The sequence below is a fragment of the Paraburkholderia tuberum STM678 genome, from assembly GCF_902833905.1.
GTDB classification, from domain to species: Bacteria; Pseudomonadota; Gammaproteobacteria; order Burkholderiales; family Burkholderiaceae; genus Paraburkholderia; species Paraburkholderia tuberum.
In genome coordinates this window covers 1-23246 of record NZ_CADFGP010000045.1, presented here as the reverse complement: position 1 = coordinate 23246, position 23246 = coordinate 1, and the positions used below count along the sequence as shown (strand labels likewise).

22 protein-coding genes are annotated in these 23246 nt (G+C 64.8%); 6 read left to right on the top strand and 16 right to left on the bottom strand.

Annotation, left to right across the window (positions count from 1 at the left end; translation table 11 throughout):
* Positions 1 to 36 precede the first annotated feature (36 nt).
* Positions 37 to 876 carry a PPK2 family polyphosphate kinase gene (locus HWY30_RS30145; protein WP_090802221.1) on the top strand — a complete coding sequence of 280 codons (840 nt, stop codon included), beginning with the start codon at positions 37 to 39 and terminating at the stop codon, positions 874 to 876.
* Between the two features lie 52 nt (positions 877 to 928).
* Entirely contained in the window at positions 929 to 1708 is a 780-nt protein-coding gene (locus HWY30_RS30140) for an exodeoxyribonuclease III (protein ID WP_090802219.1), read from the top strand.
* Between the two features lie 59 nt (positions 1709 to 1767).
* Here HWY30_RS30140 and HWY30_RS30135 read toward each other — a convergent pair whose 3' ends face one another.
* The 7 genes from HWY30_RS30135 to argB all read right to left on the bottom strand — a co-directional run bounded on the left by HWY30_RS30135 (position 1768) and on the right by argB (position 9123).
* A complete protein-coding gene (locus tag HWY30_RS30135) occupies positions 1768 to 3084 on the bottom strand; it encodes a M48 family metallopeptidase (RefSeq protein ID WP_090802217.1) in 1317 nt (438 codons plus the stop codon).
* Entirely contained in the window at positions 3066 to 4460 is a 1395-nt protein-coding gene (locus tag HWY30_RS30130) for an AmpG family muropeptide MFS transporter (RefSeq protein ID WP_090802216.1), read from the bottom strand. Before HWY30_RS30130 ends, HWY30_RS30135 begins: the two co-directional genes overlap by 19 nt.
* Positions 4461 to 4474: 14 nt before the next feature.
* Positions 4475 to 5083 (bottom strand): methionine biosynthesis protein MetW, encoded by a 609-nt coding sequence (metW, locus tag HWY30_RS30125; protein ID WP_090802214.1) that lies wholly within the window; start codon positions 5081 to 5083, stop codon positions 4475 to 4477.
* Positions 5080 to 6225, bottom strand: a complete 1146-nt coding sequence (gene metX, locus HWY30_RS30120) for a homoserine O-succinyltransferase MetX (RefSeq protein ID WP_090802212.1) — start codon at positions 6223 to 6225, stop codon at positions 5080 to 5082. The genes metW and metX overlap by 4 nt, the downstream gene beginning before the upstream one ends.
* 321 nt (positions 6226 to 6546) lie before the next feature.
* The gene (gene slmA / locus HWY30_RS30115) at positions 6547 to 7257 is read right to left on the bottom strand and encodes a nucleoid occlusion factor SlmA (protein ID WP_090802211.1); all 711 of its coding nucleotides are present in this window, start codon (positions 7255 to 7257) and stop codon (positions 6547 to 6549) included.
* Between the two features lie 41 nt (positions 7258 to 7298).
* Complete coding sequence (locus HWY30_RS30110) at positions 7299 to 8066, bottom strand: pyrimidine 5'-nucleotidase (RefSeq protein WP_090802209.1); 768 nt, start codon at positions 8064 to 8066, stop codon at positions 7299 to 7301.
* Between the two features lie 157 nt (positions 8067 to 8223).
* On the bottom strand, positions 8224 to 9123 hold the full coding sequence (gene argB, locus HWY30_RS30105) for an acetylglutamate kinase (protein WP_018419098.1): 900 nt from the start codon (positions 9121 to 9123) through the stop codon (positions 8224 to 8226).
* Positions 9124 to 9388: 265 nt separating this feature from the next.
* Here argB and HWY30_RS30100 point away from each other — a divergent pair, with 265 nt between their 5' ends.
* The 3 genes from HWY30_RS30100 (at position 9389) to HWY30_RS30090 (ending at position 11798) form a co-directional block, all read left to right on the top strand.
* A complete protein-coding gene (locus HWY30_RS30100) occupies positions 9389 to 9613 on the top strand; it encodes a cysteine-rich CWC family protein (RefSeq protein ID WP_090802208.1) in 225 nt (74 codons plus the stop codon).
* A 335-nt stretch (positions 9614 to 9948) separates the two neighbouring features.
* Positions 9949 to 11259 carry an ATP-binding protein gene (locus tag HWY30_RS30095; RefSeq protein WP_090802206.1) on the top strand — a complete coding sequence of 437 codons (1311 nt, stop codon included), beginning with the start codon at positions 9949 to 9951 and terminating at the stop codon, positions 11257 to 11259.
* Positions 11256 to 11798, top strand: a complete 543-nt coding sequence (locus HWY30_RS30090; RefSeq protein WP_090802205.1) for a response regulator transcription factor — start codon at positions 11256 to 11258, stop codon at positions 11796 to 11798. The genes HWY30_RS30095 and HWY30_RS30090 overlap by 4 nt, the downstream gene beginning before the upstream one ends.
* 133 nt (positions 11799 to 11931) lie before the next feature.
* Here HWY30_RS30090 and hslU read toward each other — a convergent pair whose 3' ends face one another.
* From hslU to HWY30_RS30045, 9 genes are all read right to left on the bottom strand, one after another.
* Positions 11932 to 13278 (bottom strand): ATP-dependent protease ATPase subunit HslU, encoded by a 1347-nt coding sequence (hslU, locus tag HWY30_RS30085; RefSeq protein ID WP_090802203.1) that lies wholly within the window; start codon positions 13276 to 13278, stop codon positions 11932 to 11934.
* A 10-nt stretch (positions 13279 to 13288) separates the two neighbouring features.
* Positions 13289 to 13825, bottom strand: a complete 537-nt coding sequence (gene hslV, locus HWY30_RS30080; RefSeq protein ID WP_027199403.1) for an ATP-dependent protease subunit HslV — start codon at positions 13823 to 13825, stop codon at positions 13289 to 13291.
* Between the two features lie 339 nt (positions 13826 to 14164).
* Positions 14165 to 14584: an RNA polymerase-binding protein DksA gene (dksA, locus tag HWY30_RS30075; protein ID WP_090802202.1), complete on the bottom strand. Its 420-nt coding sequence runs from the start codon at positions 14582 to 14584 to the stop codon at positions 14165 to 14167.
* A gap of 682 nt (positions 14585 to 15266) precedes the next feature.
* On the bottom strand, positions 15267 to 16367 hold the full coding sequence (locus tag HWY30_RS30070; RefSeq protein WP_090802200.1) for a CobW family GTP-binding protein: 1101 nt from the start codon (positions 16365 to 16367) through the stop codon (positions 15267 to 15269).
* 230 nt (positions 16368 to 16597) lie between these two features.
* Positions 16598 to 17800, bottom strand: a complete 1203-nt coding sequence (locus HWY30_RS30065; RefSeq protein ID WP_090802199.1) for a class I SAM-dependent rRNA methyltransferase — start codon at positions 17798 to 17800, stop codon at positions 16598 to 16600.
* Positions 17801 to 17861: 61 nt separating this feature from the next.
* Positions 17862 to 18785, bottom strand: a complete 924-nt coding sequence (gene xerC, locus HWY30_RS30060) for a tyrosine recombinase XerC (RefSeq protein ID WP_090802197.1) — start codon at positions 18783 to 18785, stop codon at positions 17862 to 17864.
* A gap of 28 nt (positions 18786 to 18813) precedes the next feature.
* Positions 18814 to 19572: a DUF484 family protein gene (locus HWY30_RS30055; RefSeq protein WP_090802196.1), complete on the bottom strand. Its 759-nt coding sequence runs from the start codon at positions 19570 to 19572 to the stop codon at positions 18814 to 18816.
* Positions 19573 to 19629: 57 nt separating this feature from the next.
* A complete protein-coding gene (gene dapF, locus HWY30_RS30050) occupies positions 19630 to 20565 on the bottom strand; it encodes a diaminopimelate epimerase (protein ID WP_090805500.1) in 936 nt (311 codons plus the stop codon).
* Between the two features lie 172 nt (positions 20566 to 20737).
* Positions 20738 to 21622 carry a lipid A biosynthesis lauroyl acyltransferase gene (locus HWY30_RS30045; RefSeq protein ID WP_090802194.1) on the bottom strand — a complete coding sequence of 295 codons (885 nt, stop codon included), beginning with the start codon at positions 21620 to 21622 and terminating at the stop codon, positions 20738 to 20740.
* A 285-nt stretch (positions 21623 to 21907) separates the two neighbouring features.
* On the opposite strand from HWY30_RS30045, the gene metK reads away from it, so the two are divergent.
* Positions 21908 to 23098 (top strand): methionine adenosyltransferase, encoded by a 1191-nt coding sequence (gene metK, locus HWY30_RS30040; RefSeq protein WP_090802193.1) that lies wholly within the window; start codon positions 21908 to 21910, stop codon positions 23096 to 23098.
* The last annotated feature ends 148 nt before the right edge of the window (positions 23099 to 23246 follow it).

The following is a 23246-nucleotide window of genomic DNA, read 5'->3' as shown; positions in this document are numbered from 1 at the left end:
TTAAGCGTAGGTAAGCGTAGACCTTGGAGTGTATGCATGACAAAGCAACCCGATCTCGACGATTTCCGCGTGCCGTATTTCGACGACGGCAAGAAAAAAAACCACTTCTCGCTCGACCATTTCGATCCGAAGGCGAAGCCGTTTTCGAGCGGCTCGAAAGACGCGGACCGCGCGCGTCTGTCGGAAGTAGGCCTGCTGCTCGACAACCTGCAGGAGCGGCTGCACGCGCAGCGCAAGCGCCGCGTTCTGCTAGTGCTGCAAGGCATGGACACGAGCGGCAAGGACGGCACGATCCGCGCGGTATTTCACGAAGTCGATCCGCTCGGCTTGCGCATCGTGCCGTTCAAGGCGCCGACGCCCGTCGAACTCGCGCACGACTTCCTGTGGCGCGTGCATTCGCAGGCACCCGCGGCCGGCGAGCTGACGATCTTCAACCGCAGTCACTACGAAGACCTGCTCGTGCCGACCGTGCTGGGCGCGCTCGACGCCGCGGCGTTCCAGCAGCGGTGCCGCCACATCCGTCAGTTCGAGGAGATGCTCGCCGACAGCGGCGCGACGATTCTCAAGTGCATGCTGCACATTTCAAGGGACGAGCAGCGTGTGCGTTTGCAGGAGCGCATCGACGATCCGCTGAAGCACTGGAAATTCGACGTGTCGGATCTCGAAGCGCGCAAGCAGTGGGACGCGTATCAGTCCGCGTATCGCGACACACTGGCCGCGACGTCGACGGAATACGCGCCGTGGTACGTGATTCCGGCCGAGTCGAAGACGCATCGCAACGTGATGGTCGCCGAACTGCTGCTGCGCACGCTCGACGCGCTGAAGCTCGAATACCCGCCGGCCAAGGAATCGCTGAAGGGCGTCAAGGTCGAGTGAACGCGGCCTTGCCCCTTGGCTTCAGAAACGAATCGAACAAAAGAGGAAAGACATGTTGCGTGTGATTACCGCCAACCTCAACGGCATCCGCTCGGCGGCGAAGAAGGGCTTTTTCGACTGGTTCGGCGAACAGGGCGCCGACGTGCTTTGCGTGCAGGAAATCAAATGCTCGCAGGACGACATGACGCCGGAGTTCATGGCGCCGCATGATTTCACCGGCTATTTCCAGCATGCGGTGAAAAAAGGCTATAGCGGCGCGGGCGTCTATACGCGTCATGAGCCGGACGAAGTGGTCATCGGCTTCGGCAGCGAGGAGTTCGACCCGGAAGGGCGCTACGTCGAGTTGCGTTTCGGCAAGCTGTCGGTGGTCTCGGTGTATGTGCCGTCGGGGTCGAGCGGCGACGAGCGCCAGCAGGCCAAGTTCCGTTTCATGGACGAGTTCATGCCGCATCTCGCCGAGCTGGCGAAGGAGCGCGAGGTGATCGTGTGCGGCGACGTGAACATCGTGCACAAGGAAATCGACATCAAGAACTGGAAGAGCAACCAGAAGAATTCGGGCTGCCTGCCCGAAGAGCGCGCATGGCTCGACAAACTGTTCGACGAAGTCGGTTATGTGGACGTGTTCCGCACGCTCGACCAGCGGCCCGAGCAGTACACGTGGTGGAGCAATCGCGGTCAGGCGTATGCGAAGAACGTCGGGTGGCGGATCGATTACCAGATCGCGACGCCGGGCATCGCAAGCAAGGCGAAGCGCACCGACGTGTTCCGCGACATCAAGTTCAGCGACCATGCGCCGCTGACCGTCGACTACGACCATAAGGTCAAAAAGTAAGCCCACCGGCCGCGACGCGTGCAGCGCCGTGGCCCGCCGGCAGTCGTAGAACCGGGGTATCAGTCGCGCGCAGGCTTGCGGGTCGGCCGACCGATGCCTGCATAATCGGGCAACTCATCGACGCTCTTGCCGATTGCCTTCGCGTACAGCGGCAGCATGTCCGGCAGCCGCTTGATGATGTCGTCGCGGCGCGCCGGCGTGTACGGGTGCACGTAGATGAAGCCCTGCTTGCGACTGCCGCGCGTCGCCTGCGCGAGCTTATCCCACAGCGTGACCGCCGCGCGCGGATCGAAGCCGGCGCGCGACGCGATATCGCTGCCAATCACGTCGGCTTCGGTTTCGTCGGTGCTCTCGTACTTCATTTCCAGCAGACGCGAACCGATGCCGAGCGGCGCCATGCCCAGATCGGCGAGGCCGAACAGTTGCGGAATCGTGCCGGACGAATCGAGCTGGCTCGCCTGCAACTGACCGAGCCGCATGCGCGCGTGCTCGCGCAACGCGTGCGCGATCTCATGGCCGATCAGCATGCCGACCTCGTCATCGTTCAGGCGGACGCGATCGAGAATCCCGCTATAGACGACGATCTTGCCGCCCGGCAGGCAGTACATGCGGATGTCGTTCGAGCGCACCACCGCGACTTCCCACTTCCAGAGCTTGGCTCGCTCGTTCCATTTCAACGAGTACGGAATCATCCGGTCGATGATCGAGCGCACGCGCGTCACGCGCGCGTCCGTCTCGCCGTACAGGCGGTTCGCGTGGCTGGCGCCGTAGACGATCTGGTTGAACTCCTCGGCGGCCTGCGCCTCGAGCATCGACGACGGGATCAGGTTGCGGAACACCATGTAGCCACCGTAGCGCAGTTGCGGGCTCACGTAGTAGGGCGGCGGGACGGCCGCGGGGGCCGATGCCGCGGCGGGCGCTTTGGAGGTGGCGGGGGCGTGCGCGGGCTGCGGCGCGGAGCCGGAAGTAGCGGCGCCCGGAGCGCTACCGCTAGCGCTGGGCGTGCCCGGGGCACCGGCGTTGGCACCGGTGCTGTTATTCGCGCCAGGATTGGCACCGCCGGCGCTGTTGTTGCCGCTGTTGCCGGCTGCAGCCGAAGTCGCGTTTTCCGCGGCGCTGGTGCCGCTGGTCGCGGACCTGGCCGCAGGCATCGGGGCTGGGTTGGGCGTCGCACCGCTGGTGGTCGCGGCGGCGGCGGCCGGCGCGGGCGCTTGCGCGCCGCTCACCGGGCTGGCGCCAATCGCCGGCGTGCCGGCCGCATAGGCGCCCGCCGGCATCGCCAGCGCGACGCTCGCGCAACCGAGGACGCTTACGGCGCCGAGTGCGGTGCGGCGCGCGCGGGTCGGAAGCGGTACCTTCACGACCGGTCCCTCCACGGCGCGATACGCACCAGTAGCAGCATGCCGGGCACCGCGAGCGCGGTGCAGAGGATGAAGTAGTCGAACCAGCCCATCCGCGCGACCACATAGCCGCTCGCCGCCGACGCGAGCGTGCGCGGCACCGACGCGAGGCTCGTGAACAGCGCGAACTGCGTCGCGGTGTAGCGCGGATCGGTGGTGCTCGCGATATACGCGGTGAACGCGGCCATCGTGAGACCGGTGGCGAAGGTCTCGAAGCCGTACACGAGCGCGAGCGCGACCGAGCGTGGATCGAGCTGCACGCTCCAGTCGATGCCGACGAACGACAGCAGCTTCGTCGTCCCCTGGCTCAGTGCGACGGCAATGTTGTAAATCGCGGCAAGTCCGGGCGAGTCCGGGCCGAGATGCGCGAGCCACGCGAAGCCGAGCGTCGACACGATCTGCAGCAAACCGAAGATCCACAAGCCGCGGCCGATGCCGATCTTCATCAGCCAGATCCCGCCGACGATGCCGCCCGCGAGACTCGCGCCGAACGCCGTGGTCTTGGCGATCACGCCGATCTGCGTGCGCGAAAAACCGATGTCGAGGAAGAACGACGTGGACAGCGTGGTCGCCATCGTATCGCCGAGCTTGTACAGGAAGATGAAGCCGAGCACGAAAAGGGCAGTGCGCCAGCCGTCGCGCTGAATGAATTCCCTGAACGGCTCGACGATCGCCTCGCGCAGATTCTTCGGCGGCTCGCCGTGCACCTCGGGCTCGCGCACGACCAGCGTCATCAGAACGCCCGGCAGCATGAACGCGGCCGTCACGATGAAGACGGTGCTCCACGGCAGATGATCGGACAAAATCAGCGCGAGCGAACCGGGCACGAGCGCCGCGATCTTGTACGCGTTCACGTGCACCGCGTTGCCGAGGCCCTGCTGCGTGTCGCTGAGCAATTCACGCCGGTACGCGTCGATCACGATGTCGGAGCTCGCGCCGAAGAACGCGACCAGAGCGGTCAGCGCGGCGACGGTCCAGATCGATTCGCGTGGCGACACGAAACCGAGCGTCGCCATCGCGCCGGCCACGAGCAATTGCGTGACGAGCATCCAGCCGCGCCGTCTGCCGGGCCGCCAGGCGGGCACGCGCGGTACGTAGCGGTCCATCAGCGGTGCCCAGACGAATTTCCAGGTGTACGGAAACTGGATCAGCGCGAAGAGGCCGATTTCCTTCAGATTGACGCCTTCCGAGCGCAGCCACGCCTGCACGAGGTAGACGAGCGTAAACAGCGGCAATCCCGACGTGAAGCCGAGAAAGACGCAAATCAGCATGCGCGTATTCAAAAACGCGCGCCAGCCGGGATGTTCTTCGTGAGCGGTAAGTGCGGGCGCCTCGTGCGGCGGGTTCGACATGTGGATAAGTGACGTTAGCTTTTCTTGACGCGATAGACCGCAAGACTACCACGCCAGTTCACGCCCCAACGCACCACCTGTCCGTCATGCAGCACGACGCGATCGAGAATCTCGATGCCGACTTCGGGCGCGAGCGCTTCGAAGTCCTTGATCGTCAGCACACGCACGTTCGGCGTGTTGTGCCATTGATAAGGCAGCGACTTCGACACCGGCATACGCCCCTGCAACACCGACAGCCGATGCGCCCAATAGCCGAAATTCGGAAACGACACGATGCATTGCTTGCCGACGCGCACCGTCTCGCGCAGGATCGCCGCGGTCTGATGAATCGTCTGCAGCGTCTGCGACAGCACCGCGAAATCGAAGCTGCCGTCTTCGAACAGGCGCAGGCCGTCTTCGAGATTCTGCTGGATCACGTTGACGCCCTTCTGCGTCGCGGCGAGCACGCCGGCGTCGTTGATCTCGATGCCGTAGCCCTGCACGTCCAGTTCTTCGTTCAGCAGCGACAGCAACGAGCCGTCCGCGCAGCCGAGATCGAGCACGGTCGCGCGCGGTTCGACCCAGCGGGCGATCGCGCGGAAGTCCGGGCGCAATGCCAGGTAATCAAGTGCTCGCTGGTTCATGCGTTGACCTCGTTTGCAATGCGTTCGTAGTAGGCGCGCAGCAGGTTGTGATAGCGCGCATCGTCGAGCAGGAAGGCATCGTGGCCGTGCGGCGCGTCGATCTCCGCATAGGTGACCGTGCGTTTGTGGTCGAGCAGCGCCTTCACCAGTTCGCGCGAGCGTGCCGGCGCGAAACGCCAGTCGGTCGAGAAGCTCGCGATCAGATACTTCGCGGTGGTGTGCGCTAGCGCGGCGGTCAGATCGCCGTCGAAGGCCTTGGCCGGATCGAAGTAGTCGAGCGCGCGCGTGATCAGCAGGTAGGTGTTCGCGTCGAAGTAGTCGGCGAACTTGTCGCCCTGATAGCGCAGATACGATTCCACTTCGAATTCGACGTCGAAGCTGAAGTTGTAGTCATCGAGCGCGCCTTCCGCGCGACGCAGCGAGCGGCCGAATTTTTCGGCCATGTCGTCGTCCGACAGATACGTGATGTGGCCGATCATCCGCGCGACGCGCAGGCCGCGCTTCGGTTTCACGTCGTGCGCGTAGTAGTTGCCGCCGTGGAAGTCGGGGTCTGACAGGATCGCCGAGCGTGCGACCTCGTTGAACGCGATGTTCTGCGCGGACAGTTTCGGCGTCGATGCGACCACGATGCAATGCGCGACCCGCTCCGGATACATCATGCTCCACGCGAGCGCCTGCATGCCGCCGAGACTGCCGCCCATCACGGCGGCGAAGCGCGTGATGCCCAAGGCGTCGGCGACGCGCGCCTGAGCGTTGACCCAGTCTTCGACGGTGACGACCGGAAAGGTCGCGCCATACGGCTTGCCGGTCGCGGGGTCGATGCTCATCGGCCCGGTCGAGCCGAAGCACGAGCCGAGGTTGTTCACGCCGATCACGAAAAACCTGTCGGTATCGAGCGGCTTGCCCGGGCCGACCATGTTGTCCCACCAGCCGATGTCCTTCGGATCGTCGGCGTACACGCCCGCCACGTGATGCGATGCGTTCAGCGCGTGGCACACGAGCACCGCATTGCTGCGCGCGGCATTGAGCGTGCCGTAGGTCTCGACCATCAGGTCGTAGCCTGCGAGCGAGCTGCCGTTGCGCAATGGCAGCGGCTCGGTGAAATGCATTTTTTGGGGAGCGACGATGCCGATGGATTCCATTCATTCCGCCATTGAGTCAACAGGGCGGCTAAACGGCGTCGGCGAAGCACGAAGAGAAGGACGGTGTGCGCAGCTGACGACCTCTTTAGCCGCATTTATAGTGAACCGCGGGCCTGGGGCCAAGGGTTCGCGCGCCCGCAATCGAGTCAGCAAATCGGCGCGTGAAAGGGTGTGAAACCGGGTGCAACGTGTATCGGGATGCCTTGGCGCGGTCCGTTATGCATCGGAAGGCCGCGGCAACATCAGGCGCAAAGTATAGCGGAAAATTCCGCGCGGCAGCGGCACGGGCGATGCCGCGCGAAGGGTGCGAGTCCTCGCGGACTACTGAAGAATCAGCAGCAATTGCTCGTCCGCGTGTTCGGCAGGCGGCCGCGCGAAACCGCTGCGCACATAGCGATGCCAGCGGCCGATCACATAGCTCACCACCAGGCTCGCGCGAATGGCGGGATCGTAGTCGGCAGGCAACGCAGTGGATTGCGGTGCGCTCTGCGGGCCGGCGTTGCCTGTGACGTCGTTATCCGCACGGGCAAGCGCTTCGGTCTGCGCGAGCCGCAAGCACTGCTTCAGCGATGCCTCGACGCGCTCGAGCATCTGGTTCACGCGCTCGGTGAGTCGCTCGTGCTCGCCGATCAGCGCCTCGCAGGTCAGCACGCGCGTCATGCCGGGATTTTTCGCGGGAAAGTTGAGCAGCATCAGCGCGATCGCGCGCGCCTGCAGCACGCCGTTGTTTTCGTGATTGGTGATCTGGTTGATGAGGCCGAACAGCGTCTGCTCGATGAACTCGATCAGCCCTTCGAACATCTGCGCCTTGCTGGCGAAATGGCGATACAGCGCGGCTTCCGACACACCGAGCCGAGCGGCGAGCGCGGCCGTGGTGACTTTCTCGCGCTTCGGCGCTTCGAGCATGCTGGCAAGCGTCTGCAGGATGTGCACGCGACGCTCGCCCGGCTTCGGACGCGGCGAGCGTGTGGCGGCCGGCGCCGCGGGGGAGGCTGCGGCTGAGGTTTCGTCAGGCTTGTCGATCGGATGCATGGCTATGGTCCCCCGGCTGATGTCGTTGGCGGCTTTCGTCCCTACTGTCCCGGCTTGCGTCCCTTCCATCGAACCGAGCGCGTGCCCAGTCGTAGCGATTTTAGCGAACGAATGCTGCGGTCGACATAATGCGGCCGGCCGGTGCCCGGCAGGCGCGTCGGTACACCGTCCGCGTGCGGCTGGCGCGGCAGGTGCCCGGTGATCCACACGGTGCGGATGCCGAGCCGTCGATAGTTTTTCAGGTGCGAACGCGTGTCCTCGACGAGGATCGCGTCTTTCAGCGACACGTGCGCGTCGCGCATCGCGCGGCGCAGCATCGCGTGATCGGGCTTCGCGCGCCATTGGCGGCGATCGCGCATGTGCTCGATCGCGATCACGCGCTCGAATAGCCGCTCGATGCGCAACTCGGCGAGCACCGCGCGCGCGTAGGTTTCGGGCGCGTTGGTCAGCACGATCTTGCGGCCCGGCAGCGCCGCGATCAGACGCGCGACGCCGCGCTCGTGGCGGATCATCGAGCAGAGGTCGGGGAACGTGTGCACGACCTTCAGGAAGTCGTGCGCGTCGAGCGGATGGTGGCGCGTGAGACCGAGCAGTGCTGCGCCGTAGCGCAGCGTGTAGCCGGTGCGCAGACGGTTGGCTTCGTCGATGTCGACTTGCAGCGCGTCGATGATGTACTGGGTCATGCCGCGATTGATCGCGGGGAAAATGGCATGTGACGCGCGGTGCAGCGTGTTGTCGAGATCGAACAGCCAGACGGGCTTGCCGCCTGCGAGGTCAGGACGGCGGCGCCGCGAAGTGTGGGTGCACATGGTGAACTTCTTCAGCCGCTGACGGGCGTTTCATGCTGCGGATGCGCAGAGATTGCCGCATCAACGCTCGGGGGCGCGCATGGACTGCCGGCCGCGAGGTGGGGCACAGGCGTCGCGCCGCTCGGACGCAACCCCTGTGCCGGGGATGCCGCAACGATCAATGCGAGCGGATCATCGTGCCGAACGGCTGTTCGGTCAGAATTTCGAGCAGCACCGAGTGCTCGATGCGGCCGTCGATGATGTGCACCGAGCGCACGCCGCTCTTCGCCGCATCGAGCGCGGACGAGATCTTCGGCAGCATGCCGCCGGAGATCGTGCCGTCTTCGAACAGACCGTCGATTTCGCGCGCCGACAGGTCGGTCAGCAGATTGCCTTCCTTGTCCATCACGCCGGGGATGTTGGTCATCATGACGAGCTTTTCGGCGTTCAGCACGACCGCCAGCTTGCCCGCGACGAGATCCGCGTTGATGTTGTACGACAGGCCGTCTTCGCCGAAGCCGATCGGCGAGATGACCGGAATGAACGCGTCGTCCTGCAACGCCTTCACGACCGCCGGGTTGATCGACTCGACTTCGCCGACCTGGCCGATGTCGACGTACTGGCCCGGAGTTTCGCGATCGGGCATCAGCATCTTGCGCGCGTGGATCAGGCCGCCATCCTTGCCGGTCAGGCCGACCGCGTGGCCGCCGAAGTGGTTGATCAGCATCACGATGTCCTGCTGCACCTCGCCCCCGAGCACCCATTCGACGACTTCCATCGTCTCTTCGTCGGTGACGCGCATGCCCTGGATGAACGTGCCCTGTTTGCCGATTTTCTTAAGCGCCTGGTCGATTTGCGGACCGCCGCCGTGCACGATGACCGGGTTGATGCCGACCAGCTTCAGCAGAATCACGTCGCGCGCGAAGCCCTGCTTCAGACGCTCTTCGGTCATGGCGTTGCCGCCGTATTTGATGACCACGGTCTTACCGTGATACTGACGGATGTAAGGCAGCGCCTCGGCCAGAATTTCGGCTTTCAGGGTGGGCGCAATCTGCGAGAGGTCGGGAAGCTCGGACATGGCGGCAGGCTCGGGCACGGAACAGTTAAAACAGCGCGAATTGTACAGGACTGGCGCGCTGCAACAGGGTTTTCGGCCGCGGCGCGAGCGACGGGCGGTGCAGGCTTGGCGTACCGCACCATGACGGGCCGCGGGGGTGTCGAACAGCAAGCGTAACGCACTTGCGTGACGGCTGTGCATTGGCCGAACGGACGACTGCACCTGAGCGTGTCAGTCATGGCATCATGGCTTGATCAATGTCCCCGGCCCTGAGCGCCGATCTGCGATGAAATCGTCTTCCCCCCGCTCCGAACGCAGCGCACGCTGTCCGCGCTGCGGCAATGCTTTCGACTGCGGCATGCAGACCGAGCCGTCCAACTGCTGGTGCCGCGCGCTGCCGCCGCTACCGGTCGAGCGGTTAAAGCCAGGCGGCCGGTGTCTGTGCCCGGAGTGTCTGGCCGCGGAGATTGCACAGGCGACACACGAGGCGAGTGAGCATGAGCGGCCGTGATGGTCGGATTCGCCCCGGGGCCGATCAGAAACCGCCGACGCGCGGCGATGCTGCGCCACCCGCGCCCGCAGATCGCGCACAATCGCTTCCGGCGCCGGCTCCCATTCGCCGAACCGCGGCTGCCGATCCGGGGCGATCGCGTCGGCGTGCCGGCTGGCCATCCGCAGCGTGTAGCCGGCGCGCAATTGTGCGACGGCGTTTCCCGGGTCGAGCGGGGCAATAATGGCGGGCGTCGTCGAGCGGGTGCAGTTTGGCCGCGGCGGCGAAGCCACAGGCTTCATCTGCCGCGGCGCCACTGGCTCGGGCCGCGGCGGCGTAACGGGTAGACTAGGGTCATGCACCGTATAACCAACACCGGCCGCGTCAATCTCGGTCATCTGTTCTGGCTGCGCAGCCTCGCAATCATCGGTCAGCTGCTGACGATCGCGTTCGTGCAGATCTTCATCGGCGCCAATCTGCCGTTGCCCGCGATGCTGCTGGTGATCGGGCTCGAAGTGCTGTTCAACGCGCTCACGTGGTGGCGCGTGTCGCAGCAGCGTCCCGAGTCCAACCTCGAGCTGTTCGGGCAGATCTGGGTCGATCTCGGGGCGTTGTCGGCGCTGCTGTTCCTGTCCGGCGGCACCACCAACCCGTTCGTGTCGCTGTACCTGCCATCGCTTGCGATCGCGGCGGCGGTGCTGCCGTGGTATCTGATGGCCTGGCTCGCGGCGTTCGCGGTCGCCTGCTACGCGATGCTCAGTTTCGATTCCGTGCCGCTCAATCTCGAGAATCCCGCCAACCTGTTCGACTACTACCGCGCGGGCATGTGGGTCAACTTCATGGTCAGCGTGGGGCTGATTGCGTGGTTCGTCGCGCGCATGTCCCGAGCGCTGCGGCTACGTGACGCAGCGCTTGGAGAAGCGCAGCAGCGCTTGCTCCACGACGAACGGGCGGTCGCGCTCGGCGTGCAGGCGGCCACCGTGGCCCACGAAATCGGCACCCCTCTGTCTACAATCGCGATGTTGTCCGAAGAATTGCGCGACGCGGCGCGGACCGACGCGGGACTCGCCCCCTACCGCGCCGATCTCGAGCTGCTCGAGCAGCAGATGATGCTGTGCACGTCGGCGCTCGCGCGGTTGCGCAGCCGCGCAACGACCACGACGAACCGCCAGCCGGTCGACGAATGGCTCGAATCATTTGCCGGGCAATGGCGCCTGCGCCATCCTCACGTGAAGTTCGAGCGGCTTGGCACACCGCCCGCCGATGTCAGTCTCAACGACACGGCGGCCGTCAGCCAGATACTGACGATCCTGCTCGACAACGCCGCGCGCGCGAGCCGCGATCACGTGACACTGTGCTGCGTGCTCGCGCCACGCGGCGACCAGATCGTGTTCGAAGTGTGCGACCACGGTCCGGGCATTCCGGCCGCGCTGCGCGGCTCGCTCGGCGCGATGCCGGTGGAGAGCACGCAGGGCGGTCACGGCGTCGGCCTGTATCTGGCGTTTTCGGCGGCGGCGCGTCTGAAGGGATCGATCGAGCTGACCGACGTCAACGGCGGACGGCCGCGCGGCACGCGTGCGGTGCTGCGACTACCGCTCGCCGCGCGCAAGATTTCCGGAGCGAGCCCACATGGCGCCGCGCCATCCAACACGGAGAAACAGGCATGAGCGAGAAGAATTTTCTGGTGATCGACGACGACGAAGTGTTCTCCGGCATCCTCGCGCGGGGCTTGACGCGGCGCGGCTACACGGTGACCGAAGCACACAACGCGGACGAGGCGATCCGGCTCGCGAATCAGCAGAAGTTCAGCGAGATCACCGTGGACCTGCATCTCGGCAACGACTCCGGCCTGACGCTCGTCGCGCCGTTACGCGATCTGCAGCCCGATGCGCGCATGCTCGTGCTGACCGGCTACGCGAGCATCGCCACCGCGGTGCAGGCGGTCAAGGACGGCGCCGACAACTATCTCGCAAAGCCCGCCAACGTCGAGACGATCCTGTCGGCGCTGCAAAGCGAGGCGAGCGCGTTGCAGGCCGAGGCGGCGATCGAGCATCCGCAGCCGCTGTCGGTGGCGCGGCTCGAATGGGAGCATATCCAGCGTGTGCTCGCAGAACACAACGGCAATATCTCGGCGACCGCGCGCGCGTTGAACATGCATCGGCGCACGTTGCAGCGCAAGTTGGCGAAGCGGCCGGTGAAGCAGTAGGCGGCGATCTTCTGGCGCGGCGTTGGCTGTTCGAGGCGCCGCCGCGGGAAGGGCGGCACAAAACAAAACGGGCTGCCTATGCGAAGGCAGCCCGTTTTTCATGCATCAGCGCTTCGCGCTGTCACCGCGCATGTCAAAGCACGTAGCGCGACAGATCCTCGTCTTCGGCGATTTCGTTCAACGCGCTATCGACATACGCCGCGTCGATCTGCACTGCATGGCCCGAATGATTGCCGGCCGAGAACGACACTTCTTCGAGCAGTTTTTCAATCACCGTATAAAGACGCCGCGCGCCGATGTTCTCGGTCTTCTCGTTGACCGAGTACGCGATCTCGGCGAGACGGCGGATGCCGTCGTCGGCGAATTCGAGGTGCACGTCTTCGGTCGCGAGCAGGGCCTGGTATTGCTTGACGAGGCTCGCGTCCGTCGACACGAGGATCGATTCGAAGTCGTTGACCGACAGCGAATCGAGCTCGACGCGAATCGGGAAGCGTCCCTGCAGCTCGGGAATCAGATCGCTCGGCTTCGCGAGATGAAACGCGCCGCTCGCGATGAACAGGATGTGATCGGTCTTCACCATGCCGTACTTGGTGTTGATCGTCGTGCCTTCGACGAGCGGCAGCAGATCGCGCTGCACGCCCTGACGGGACACTTCACCGCCGCCCGCTTCGTTGCGCGACGCGATCTTGTCGATTTCGTCGAGGAACACGATGCCGTTCTGCTCGACGTTCTGCACCGCCTTGCTCTTCACCTCTTCGTCGTTCAGCATCTTGCCGGCTTCTTCGTCGGTGAGCACCTTCAGCGCTTCCTTGACCTTCATCTTGCGGCGCATCTTCTTGCCGCCGCCGATATTGGCGAACATCGAGCGGATCTGCTCGGTCATGTCTTCCATGCCCGGCGGCCCCATGATGTCCATGCCGACCTGCGGCTGCTCGACGTCGAGCTCGATTTCCTTGTCGTCGAGCTGGCCTTCGCGCAGGCGCTTGCGGAACGTTTGACGCGTCGTGCTGCCTTCATCGGCGGTGTCGGTCGAGCTCGAGCTCGAACCGAAGCCGACCGGCCGTGCGGTTGGCAGCAGGATGTCGAGGATGCGGTCTTCGGCCAGATCGCCGGCCTTGGTCCGCACTTTGCGCATTTCGGTTTCGCGGGTCTGCTTGACCGAAATTTCGATCAGGTCGCGCACGATACTGTCGACGTCGCGGCCCACGTAGCCGACTTCGGTGAATTTGGTCGCTTCGATCTTGATGAACGGCGCGTCCGCGAGCTTCGCGAGACGCCGCGCGATTTCGGTCTTGCCGACGCCGGTCGGTCCGATCATCAGGATGTTCTTCGGCGTGATTTCCTGGCGCAGCGGTTCGTCGACCTGCTGACGGCGCCAGCGGTTGCGCAGCGCGACCGCCACGGCCTTCTTCGCGCGGCCTTGGCCGATGATGTGTTTGTCGAGTTCGGAGACGATCTCGGCGGGGGTCATGGTGCTCATCGATGGGTCCTTACTCGATCGTCTCAATGACGCGGTTATGGTTCGTGTAAATGCACATGTCGCCGGCGATTTCCAGCGACTTCTCCACGATGTCGCGCGGCGACAGCTCGGTGTTGTCGGCAAGCGCCTTCGCGGCCGCCTGCGCGTACGCACCGCCCGAGCCGATCGCACAGATGCCGCCTTCGGGATCGAGCACGTCGCCGTTGCCGGTGATGACGAGCGTGGTGCTCGCGTCCGCGGCGATCAGCATCGCCTCGAGACGACGCAGCATGCGGTCGGTGCGCCAGTCTTTCGCGAGCTCCACGGCCGCGCGCGTCAGATTGCCCTGATGTTTTTCCAGCTTCGCCTCGAAGCGGTCGAGCAGCGAGAAGGCATCCGCCGTGCCGCCGGCGAAGCCGACCAGCACCTTGCCGTTGTAGATGCGCCGGACCTTCTTCGCGCCGCCTTTCATGACGATGTTGCCGAGCGTGACCTGGCCGTCGCCGCCGAGCGCCACCTTGTTGCCGCGGCGCACGGAAACGATCGTCGTGCCGTGAAATTGCTCCATATGCGTTCCTCTTTGCAAAACGGGTAGAACGCGGCAGCGCCGTGCGCTACCGCATGAATCCAGTCAGCGGACGGCGCGCCGGCTGGCGCGCTCGTGAGCGCATGTCCGATCTATTTTAGGGCGCGCGCGGTCATATCAAGATCCGCCGGAAGGCATAGGACGAAAAACTGAAAATCCGCTCAGGGAGCCTGAGAAACGAGGCGGGAAGGGACGGCGGGGCGGGACGGATGGCGGAGCATGCGCGGATGTCGCGCAAAAAGAAAAGGCGCACGGTTCACCGTGCGCCTCTCGACGAAGCAGCGTTTTCAGGGCGCCAAGCCGAAGCCGCGCCGCAGATAATCAGTCGCCGAACAGCTTCTGGCGCAGTTCGCGGCGCTCCTGGGCTTCGAGCGACAGCGTAGCCGTGGGCCGCGCGAGCAGACGCGGAATGCCGATCGGCTCGCCGGTTTCCTCGCACCAGCCATAGTCGCCCGCCTCGATTCGCGCGATCGATTGCTGCACCTTCTTCAGCAGCTTGCGTTCGCGGTCGCGCGTGCGCAGTTCGAGCGCATGCTCTTCCTCGATGGTGGCGCGATCGGCCGGGTCCGGCACGATGACCGTTTCGCGCAGGTTCTCGGTCGTCTGGCCGGCGTTGCGGAGAATGTCCGCCTGCAACTGTTCGAGCCTGTTCTTGAAGAAGGCGAGCTGATCCGCATTCATGTAATCCTTGTCGCTCATCTTCAGGATTTCGGCTTCGGTCAAGAGTCGTTTCGTCGTCATCTGGCTTACTTCTTCAATGTGAGGCAAAACTCATAGGGCCCGCACTTTCGTATTGCCCGCAAACGCGTCGCGCGGACGCGCAGCGCAGGGTGGCCACGAACGTTGGACTGTCGTGACGCCGAAGCGCCTGGCGCCCACACACCGGGCGTTGCTAGCTACGCCGCTGCGGGGCCGAACTCCTCTGGAAACCGATTCACACATGCTCCTGAGGCATCGCTCGCCGACGAGCGCGTGCCTTTTCAGGCCGTGCCCGCCGGCGTTTTCGGCGTGTCTCCGGACAAGGTTTTCCGGCGCCGTTTCAGGCCCGTCGCGGGATACGCGCGACCGGGCAATTCGTTGTCATTCTCCAGTGGGCACGTATTGTAACTGAATCACAATACGGCACCGCAACTGCTGAAAGCCAGCCTGCGGCGCTGAGATATCCCGAAAATATAACGCGCAGAAAGCCAAAAAGCGATGGTCGTGCACGCTTTAATACAGCAGGGTTTTCACGCGTTTTTCATATGGCCTGGATTCGAAAGGCCTCGGCGTCGCGGCGTCGCAGTTTCAGCAGAGGATTCACGCCCGCGCAGTCGGCGGCGGGCATCTCACCGCACTAGAAGTAGCACGGCGCATGCCGCGCTGCGCGCGGCGTGTCGTGGGCTTGCTCCGAGGCTTGCTTGCGCGACGGCGCTGCGCCCGCTCAGGCGAGGCAGGCGTCGAGACCGTCGGTGATCAGATCGCGCGGCAGCTCGATGCCGATGAACACCATCTTGTTGGTCTTCTTCTCGGCCGGTTGCCATTTCGCGGCGAGGTCGCTGCCCATCATTTGATGCACGCCCTGGAACACGACCTTGCGATCGACGCCCTTCATGTACAGCACGCCCTTGTAGCGCAGCAGGTGCTCGCCATAGATCTGCAGGATGCCGCCGAGGAAGTCTTCGAGCTTGTTCGGATCGAACGGACGATCGCTGCGGTACACGAACGACTTGATCTTGTCGTCGTGATGCGCATGGTGGTGATGTCCGTGATCATGGCCTTCGTGATCGCAATGGCCATGGTCGTGATCGCAATTGGCGTGCTCGTGGTCATGGTCGCCTTGCGTGTGGCCGTGCTCGTCGTGCGCGTGCGCGTGGCTATGCGCGTGTTCGTCTTCACTCAGGAAGTCCGGATCGATTTCGAGCTTCGAGTTCAGGTTGAAGCCGCGCAGATCGAAAATTTCCTTGATGTCCGCCTCGCCGAAATTGACGACCTTGATCGCCGCCTTCGGGTTCATGTGCAGCAGACGGTGGCGCAGATCGCCCACGTGCCGCTCGTCGACGAGATCGGCCTTCGTGATGAACAGCCGGTCCGCGAAACCGACCTGGCGCTGCACCACTTCGTGCTGGTCGAGCTGATGGTTCGCATGCTTCGCGTCGACCAGCGTGATGATCGCGTCGAGCAGGAATTCGCTCGCGATCTGGTCGTCCATGAAGAAGGTTTGCGCGACCGGGCCCGGATTCGCGAGGCCGGTGGTTTCGATCACGACGCGGTCGAAGTCCACTTCACCCGCCTGCTTCTTCGCGGCCAGATCGTTGAGCACGCGCGACAGGTCGCCGCGAATCGTGCAGCAGATGCAGCCGTTGCTCATCTGGATGATCTGCTCGCTCGTGTCCTGCACGAGGATCTCGTTGTCGATGTTCTCTTCGCCGAACTCGTTCTCGATGACGGCGATCTTCATGCCGTGCTTTTCGTTCAGGATGCGCTTGAGCAGGGTGGTTTTGCCGCTGCCGAGAAAGCCGGTCAGGATGGTGACTGGAATCATGTGGGTCGCCTGTAAGTCGTGAAACGGTGCGTGATCGGACGCTAGCGCAAGGCTAGCCAGATGCGTTAGGCGGGCCGCCGCAGCCAGATGGCGCGAGCCCCGTCCAGCCGGTCATTGAAACATATTTGCCTGGCGGGCGCAGGGGCGGCCGCGCTGCGGCCGGCTGATGGCCGCCCTGCGCGGAGGCGGGCCGCCGCCGCCACGCGCAATCACCGGGAAAATGAGGGCGATCAGGCGATTTGCAACAGCAGCCCCTTCAGATACTCGCCTTCGGGGAACGCAGTGAGCAGCGGATGATCGACGCCTGCGCCAAGGCGCTTCAGGATGCGTGCGTCGACGCGTGCGTCGGCGGCCGCGCCCGACACGATCTTCTGGAACAGCTCGGGATCGATCGCGCCCGAGCACGAGTACGTGAACAGCAAACCGCCCGGGCGCAGCAGCTTCAGGCCGGTCAGATTGATGTCCTTGTACGCGCGCGAGGCGCGGTCCACGTGCTCGCGCGATGGCGCGAATTTCGGCGGATCGAGCACGATCAGGTCGAAGCGTTCGCCTTCGTCGTAGAGGCGCCGCAATGTCTTGAACGCGTCGGCGTCGAGCCAGGTCGCGCGGTCGGCGTCGAAGCCGTTGGCCGCGACGTTCTGCTGCGCGAGCGCGAGCGCTTCACCCGACGAATCGACCGACACCACGCGCTTTGCGCCACCCCTGAGCGCCGCGAGCGAAAAGCCGCCGGTGTAGCAGAAGCAGTTCAGCACGTCGCGATCTTTCGCGAACTGCTGCACGAGCAGGCGGTTATCGCGCTGGTCGACATAGAAGCCGGTCTTGTGGCCGTTGCGCACGTCGACGTGATAGCGCACGCCGTTTTCGCTCGCGATCAGCTTCTCGGAAGGCGGCTCGCCCGCGAGCACGCCGGTGATCTGCTCGAGCCCTTCCTTCTGACGGATCGACACGTCCGAGCGCTCGTAGACGTTCGGGCAGCCGGTTGCGCCGACCAGCGCCGCGACGATCGCGTCCTTCCACGCTTCGACGCCGGCCGCCATGAACTGACAGACGATCTGGCTGCGCTGATCCGCGTCCTCGGCGACGTAGTAATCGACGATCAGGCCCGGCAGACCGTCCGCCTCGCCGAAGATCAGCCGCACGGCGCCGGTGTCGCGCACCATCGCCTGACGATGCGCGAACGCGCGCTGCACGCGGCGCTTGAAGAACGCGTGATCGATGGGCTCGGCTTCGTCGAAGCTCCAGACGCGCGCACGGATCTGCGAGTGCGGGCTGTAGGCGGCGCGGGCGAGAAAGCGGCCATCGTGCGCGCGCACGAGCACGGTCGCGCCGGGCGCGGGGCGGCCGTCGACGTGCTCGATCGCATTGGCATAAACCCACGGATGGCGGCGCAGCAGCGATTTTTCTTTCGACGGTTTGAGCGTAACGGTATTCATCAGGTGTAGGTAAGGTGCAAGCGAAGGCGGCGCGTCGTGGCGCGCGGCGTCAGTCGCGTGATCAGTTGCGTTTCTTTGCGCGAGGATGCGCGCTGTCGTAGACGTGGGCGAGGTGCTGGAAATCGAGGCCTGTATAAACCTGCGTCGCGGTGATGCTCGCGTGGCCTAGCAGCTCCTGCACGGCGCGCAGGTCGCCGCTCGACTGCAGCACGTGCGTCGCGAACGAATGGCGCAGCACGTGCGGATGCACGTTGGCCGGAATGCCGGCGGCGAGCGCCGCGCGCTTCACGCGCTCGCGCACGACGTTCGGCGACAGCCGGTTGCCGCGCGCCGACAGGAACAGCGGATGCGGATCGTGGCGGACCATCCGTTCGCGCACCGCGAGCCATGCGTTCAGCGCCGCGACCGCCTTGCTGCCCACCGGCACGACGCGCCGCCGGTTGCCTTTGCCGAGCACTTCGACTTCGCCGGAATCGAGTTTCAGCCAGCCGGCCGAGCGATAGCCGTCGACGTCGGCGAAACGCGCGTCGAGGCCGACCAGTTCGGCGAGGCGCAGGCCCGACGAGTAGAACAGCTCGAGCATCGCGTGATCGCGCAGGCCTTCGGGCGAGTCGGCGGGCGGGCTGTCCATCAGGCGCGCGGTGTCGTCGACGGAAAGCGCCTTCGGCAGCATTTTCGCCTGCTTCGGCGCGCGCACCGCGGCGACCGGATTGGCCGGCAACTCGACGTGGCCCGCGAGCCAGCGATAAAACGCCCGCCATGCCGACAGCCGATGGCCGATCGACCGCGCGGTGAGACCGCCCGCATGCGCGCGCGCGACGGCGCCGCGGATGTCGACGGCGGTGAGGCTTTCGAGCGCTCGGCCTTTGGCGAGCTGCTTCAGTTCCGCGAGCTCATGCGTGTAGCCGCGCAGCGTGTGCGCCGACAGCCGCCGCTCGTGCTCGAGATGCGACAGGTAGGCGGCGATCGGGTCGGCGGCGCTCACGGTACGCGGTGACGTTGCGTGGCGCGGCTCAGCGCGGCAGCAGCCGGCTCAGCGCGGCGCTCGCGAGCGCGCCGATCTGCGTGAGGAAATCGGTGGCCATGCCTTCGTGGAAGCGCCGCGGGTCGGATGAGCCCATCACGAGCAGGCCGAACGTCGGCGCGTCTTCGACACCTTCGGGGTCGCGCAGCGCGAGCAGCGCGATCGATTCGGTGCTCTGCGCCGTCCCGTTCGACGCGACGCCGAGGTCGTCGGTCGCGCTCGTTGTCGCGCTTGCCGCCGGGTTGGTCGTCCCGTGGGACGCGACCGCAGCTTGCGCGAGCCATTGCGCGGCCTCGAAGCCGGTGTTTGCGCCGCAGTACGGCGTGCTCAGGCTGCCCGCGAAAATCCGCACTTCCTCGCTGACGTGGCGCGCGAAGTCCGCTTGCGCATACGGTTCGGCGACGTCCCACACGCGCAATGCCGCTTGCGGCACGTCGAAGATGTCGCGCAGACCGCCGGCGATCGTGCGCGGCAGCGCGTACGGATCGCGCTCGGCCATCACACGGATGGTCCAGCGGTTGAATTTCGACGCGATGCTGTCGTTCTCGTGACCGTAGCGCAGCAGTTCGGCAAGACGCCGCTCCAGATGCTTGTTCTTGTCGCGCAGCATCTCCATCTGCCGCTCCTGCAGCGACACCGCGGCTTTGCCGTGCGGGTTCGCGAGCCGGATCGTCGCGAGCGTTTCCGCGTGTTCGACGAAGAATTCGGGATTGGCGAGCAGGTATTCGGCGACTTCGCGATCGTTCATGGTTTCGGCTAGAGGACTACGGGACGGCCGCCTCACGGCGGCGCGTCGGTCAATGAGTTAGACGGAGGGCGCCATGTCGGCCGGGCTGGACGGATTGTGCTGCGTCGAGTCCGACGAGGCGCTCGACGCCTCTTCGGCCAACTCGATCTCCCCTTCGAAGACGGTGGCTGCGGGGCCGGCCATCAGCAGCGGCGCGCCTGGGTGCGCGCTGTCCCACGTGATGGTCAGATCGCCGCCGTGCGTATGTACGAGCACCGGCGAATCCAGCAGCCCGCGCCGGATACCGGCCGCGACCGCCGCGCACGCGCCGGTGCCGCACGCGAGCGTTTCGCCTGCGCCGCGTTCGTAGACGCGCAGCCTGATCTCGTTGCGGTTGACGATCTGCATGAAGCCCGCGTTGACCCGCTGCGGGAAGCGCGTGTGCCGCTCGATGGCCGGACCTTCGGCGAGCACCGGGAACACCTCGGCATCGTCGACGACCTGCACGGCGTGCGGATTGCCCATCGACACCACCGACATCCAGCGCGTCGCGCCGTTCACGTCGAGCGGCCAGAGCGTATCCTCGCCTTCGCGGCGGCCTTGCAGACCCTTGATCGCGAACGGCACGAGTTCGGGATCGAACACGGGCGTGCCCATGTCGACGATCACTTCGCCGTTGTCCTGCATCGTCAGCGTGATCGTGCCTTTCTGGACCTGCACGCGCACGCTGCGCTGGTCGGTGAGACCGCGCTCGCGCACGAACTTGACGAAGCAGCGCGCGCCGTTGCCGCAGTGTTCGACCTCCCCGCCGTCGCAATTGAAGATGCGATATCTGAAATCGACGCCTTCGACGGTCGGCTTTTCGACCAGCAGCAACTGGTCGGCGCCGACGCCGAAATGGCGGTTCGCCAACGCGCGCACCTGCGCCGTGGTTAGATCAACCGGCTGGGTATAGCCGTCGAGTACGACGAAGTCGTTGCCCGCGCCGTGCATTTTGGTGAATTTGAGCTTCACGTTTTCCGTGTATCCGTTGCTGCGTAGGGCTTCGCGCGTGCGGGCGGAGCCGAAAATCCCGGCCTCACCGCCGTTGGGTGAATCACCCATTGGAGCCGTGCTCGGCCAATAGCAGATGATACACGTTGGCACATCGGAAACGGTACGACAGGCAAGGAGGCCAGCCCCACCTTCAATACACCCCCGGCACCCCCGGCGGGCGTGTCTTGAACCGCTTGTGCACCCAGTAATACTGCTCGGGCATCAGCGGAATCTGCTCTTCGAGAAACTCGTTCATGCGTCGCGCATCAGCGTCATCGTCGCCGGTCGGATAGTCGTCCCAAGGTTTGAAGACCTTGAGCCGGTAGCCCTTGTAGTTCGGCAGCACCTCGCCGATGAACGGTACGACCTGCGCGTGCCCGACCTTGGCGAGACGACCGACTGCGGTCAGCGTGCAGGTCGGCACGCCGAAGAACGGCACGAACGTCGAATTGCGCGCGCCGTAGTCCATGTCCGCGCCGAGCATCACCGGTTTGCGTTCGCGCAGCCAGCGCAGCACGACGCGCGCGCTATCCGCGCGGCTCGCCATGTCCGCGCCGAAACGCGCGCGCGCTGCTTTGGCGGCTTCCTCGAACTCCTGATTCGACATCGGCTGATAGAGCGAGCCGCACTGGCGCTTCAGCGAGTAGTTCAGAAAGATCGAACCGGCCTCGATGCCGACAAAATGAAAGCCGAGAAACAATGTGGGCGGCAGGTTCCGATCCGTCAGGTCGATCGCGCTGTCGAGCTGGATCAGCTTGTCGAGCTTCTTCGCCGAGCCGAACCACTGCACGCTGCGCTCGACATAGCTGCGGATCGCATGACGGAAGTGCTTTTGCGCGACGTCCTCGCGGCGCTCGTCGCTCCAGTCGGGGAAGCACAGCTTGAGATTGGTATGAACGATGCGCTTGCGAGGGCTCGGGATCTGGTAGAGCAGCCAGCCGAGCCCGTCACCGAGACGGGCGACGAATCCGTAAGGCAACAGCGCAAAGAGTTTGAGCAGCCCGATCGCGAGCTTCGCGCCGTAGCGGCTCAGCATGCAGCCTCCAGGCGCGCGGCGCCGCAGGGGGCGAAATTGTGGAAAGCGGAAAAATTGACGTGATACCGCACTCGTTTCGGCTCTGTGACATTCAAAGGAAGTCGCTATAATAAAGGCTTCGCCGAGTTAATAGACAACTTGCGGGGCGAAGCCGGCGGGTGCGGTCCATGGGTTTTCATGGGTTATGCGTCCATCGGTCAGGTAATCCGCTAAAGCGTCGCCGCTTCAGACTCCCGAAGTCGGCTACGTGGAACGCAACCGTAACCACTAACAGGAGTCTGCAACGTGGCAAACGACTATCTCTTCACTTCCGAATCCGTTTCCGAAGGCCATCCCGACAAAGTCGCGGACCAGATCTCGGACGCGATCCTCGACGCCATCCTCGCTCAAGACAAGTACTCGCGTGTCGCGGCCGAAACGCTGTGCAACACGGGTCTCGTCGTGCTGGCCGGTGAAATCACCACCACCGCGAACGTCGACTACATCCAGATCGCGCGCAACACGATCAAGCGCATCGGCTACGACAACACCGACTACGGCATCGACTACCGCGGCTGCGCGGTGCTCGTCGCCTACGACAAGCAGTCGCCGGACATCGCCCAGGGCGTGGACCGCGCGCACGACAACAACCTCGATCAAGGCGCGGGCGACCAGGGCCTGATGTTCGGTTACGCGTGCGAGGAAACGCCGGAACTGATGCCGCTGCCGATCCACCTGTCGCACCGCCTCGTCGAGCGTCAGGCGAATCTGCGCCGCGACGGCCGTCTGCCCTGGCTGCGTCCGGATGCCAAGTCGCAGGTCACCGTGCGCTACGTCGACGGCAAGCCGCATTCGATCGACACCGTCGTACTGTCCACCCAGCATTCGCCGGACATCGCGCTCGACACGCTGCGCGAAGCGGTGATCGAGGAAGTGATCAAGCCGACGCTGCCGGCCGAGCTGATCAAGGGTGACATCAAGTTCCTCGTGAACCCGACCGGTCGTTTCGTGATCGGCGGTCCGCAGGGCGATTGCGGTCTGACGGGCCGCAAGATCATCGTCGATACGTACGGCGGCGCGGCGCCGCACGGCGGCGGCGCATTCTCGGGCAAGGATCCGTCGAAGGTGGACCGCTCGGCAGCGTACGCCGGCCGTTACGTCGCCAAGAACATCGTGGCCGCGGGCCTCGCATCGCGCTGCCTGATCCAGGTGTCGTACGCGATTGGCGTCGCCCAGCCGACCTCGGTGATGGTCAACACGTTCGGCAGCGGCCGCGTGTCGGATGCGACGATCACGGAACTCGTGCGTCAGCATTTCGACCTGCGTCCGAAGGGCATCATCCAGATGCTCGACCTGCTGCGCCCGGTCTACGAGAAGAGCGCGGCGTATGGTCATTTCGGCCGCGAAGAGCCGGAATTCACGTGGGAAGCCACCGACAAGGCGCTCGCACTCGCCGAAGCGGCAGGCACTGAGCCGGTCGCGGCGCTTGCCGAATAAGGGCGAGCCGATCGCTGTCCGACCCGCTGTGGTGGCGAGCCGGATGACTTGGGGGTGAAAGTCCTCTGCACACCCGGCAAGGGGAAGTGCTAGCTGAACGGCAAGGGTGTCCGTCGTAAGGCGGAATCTGAAGGAAGCCGCAGGCAAA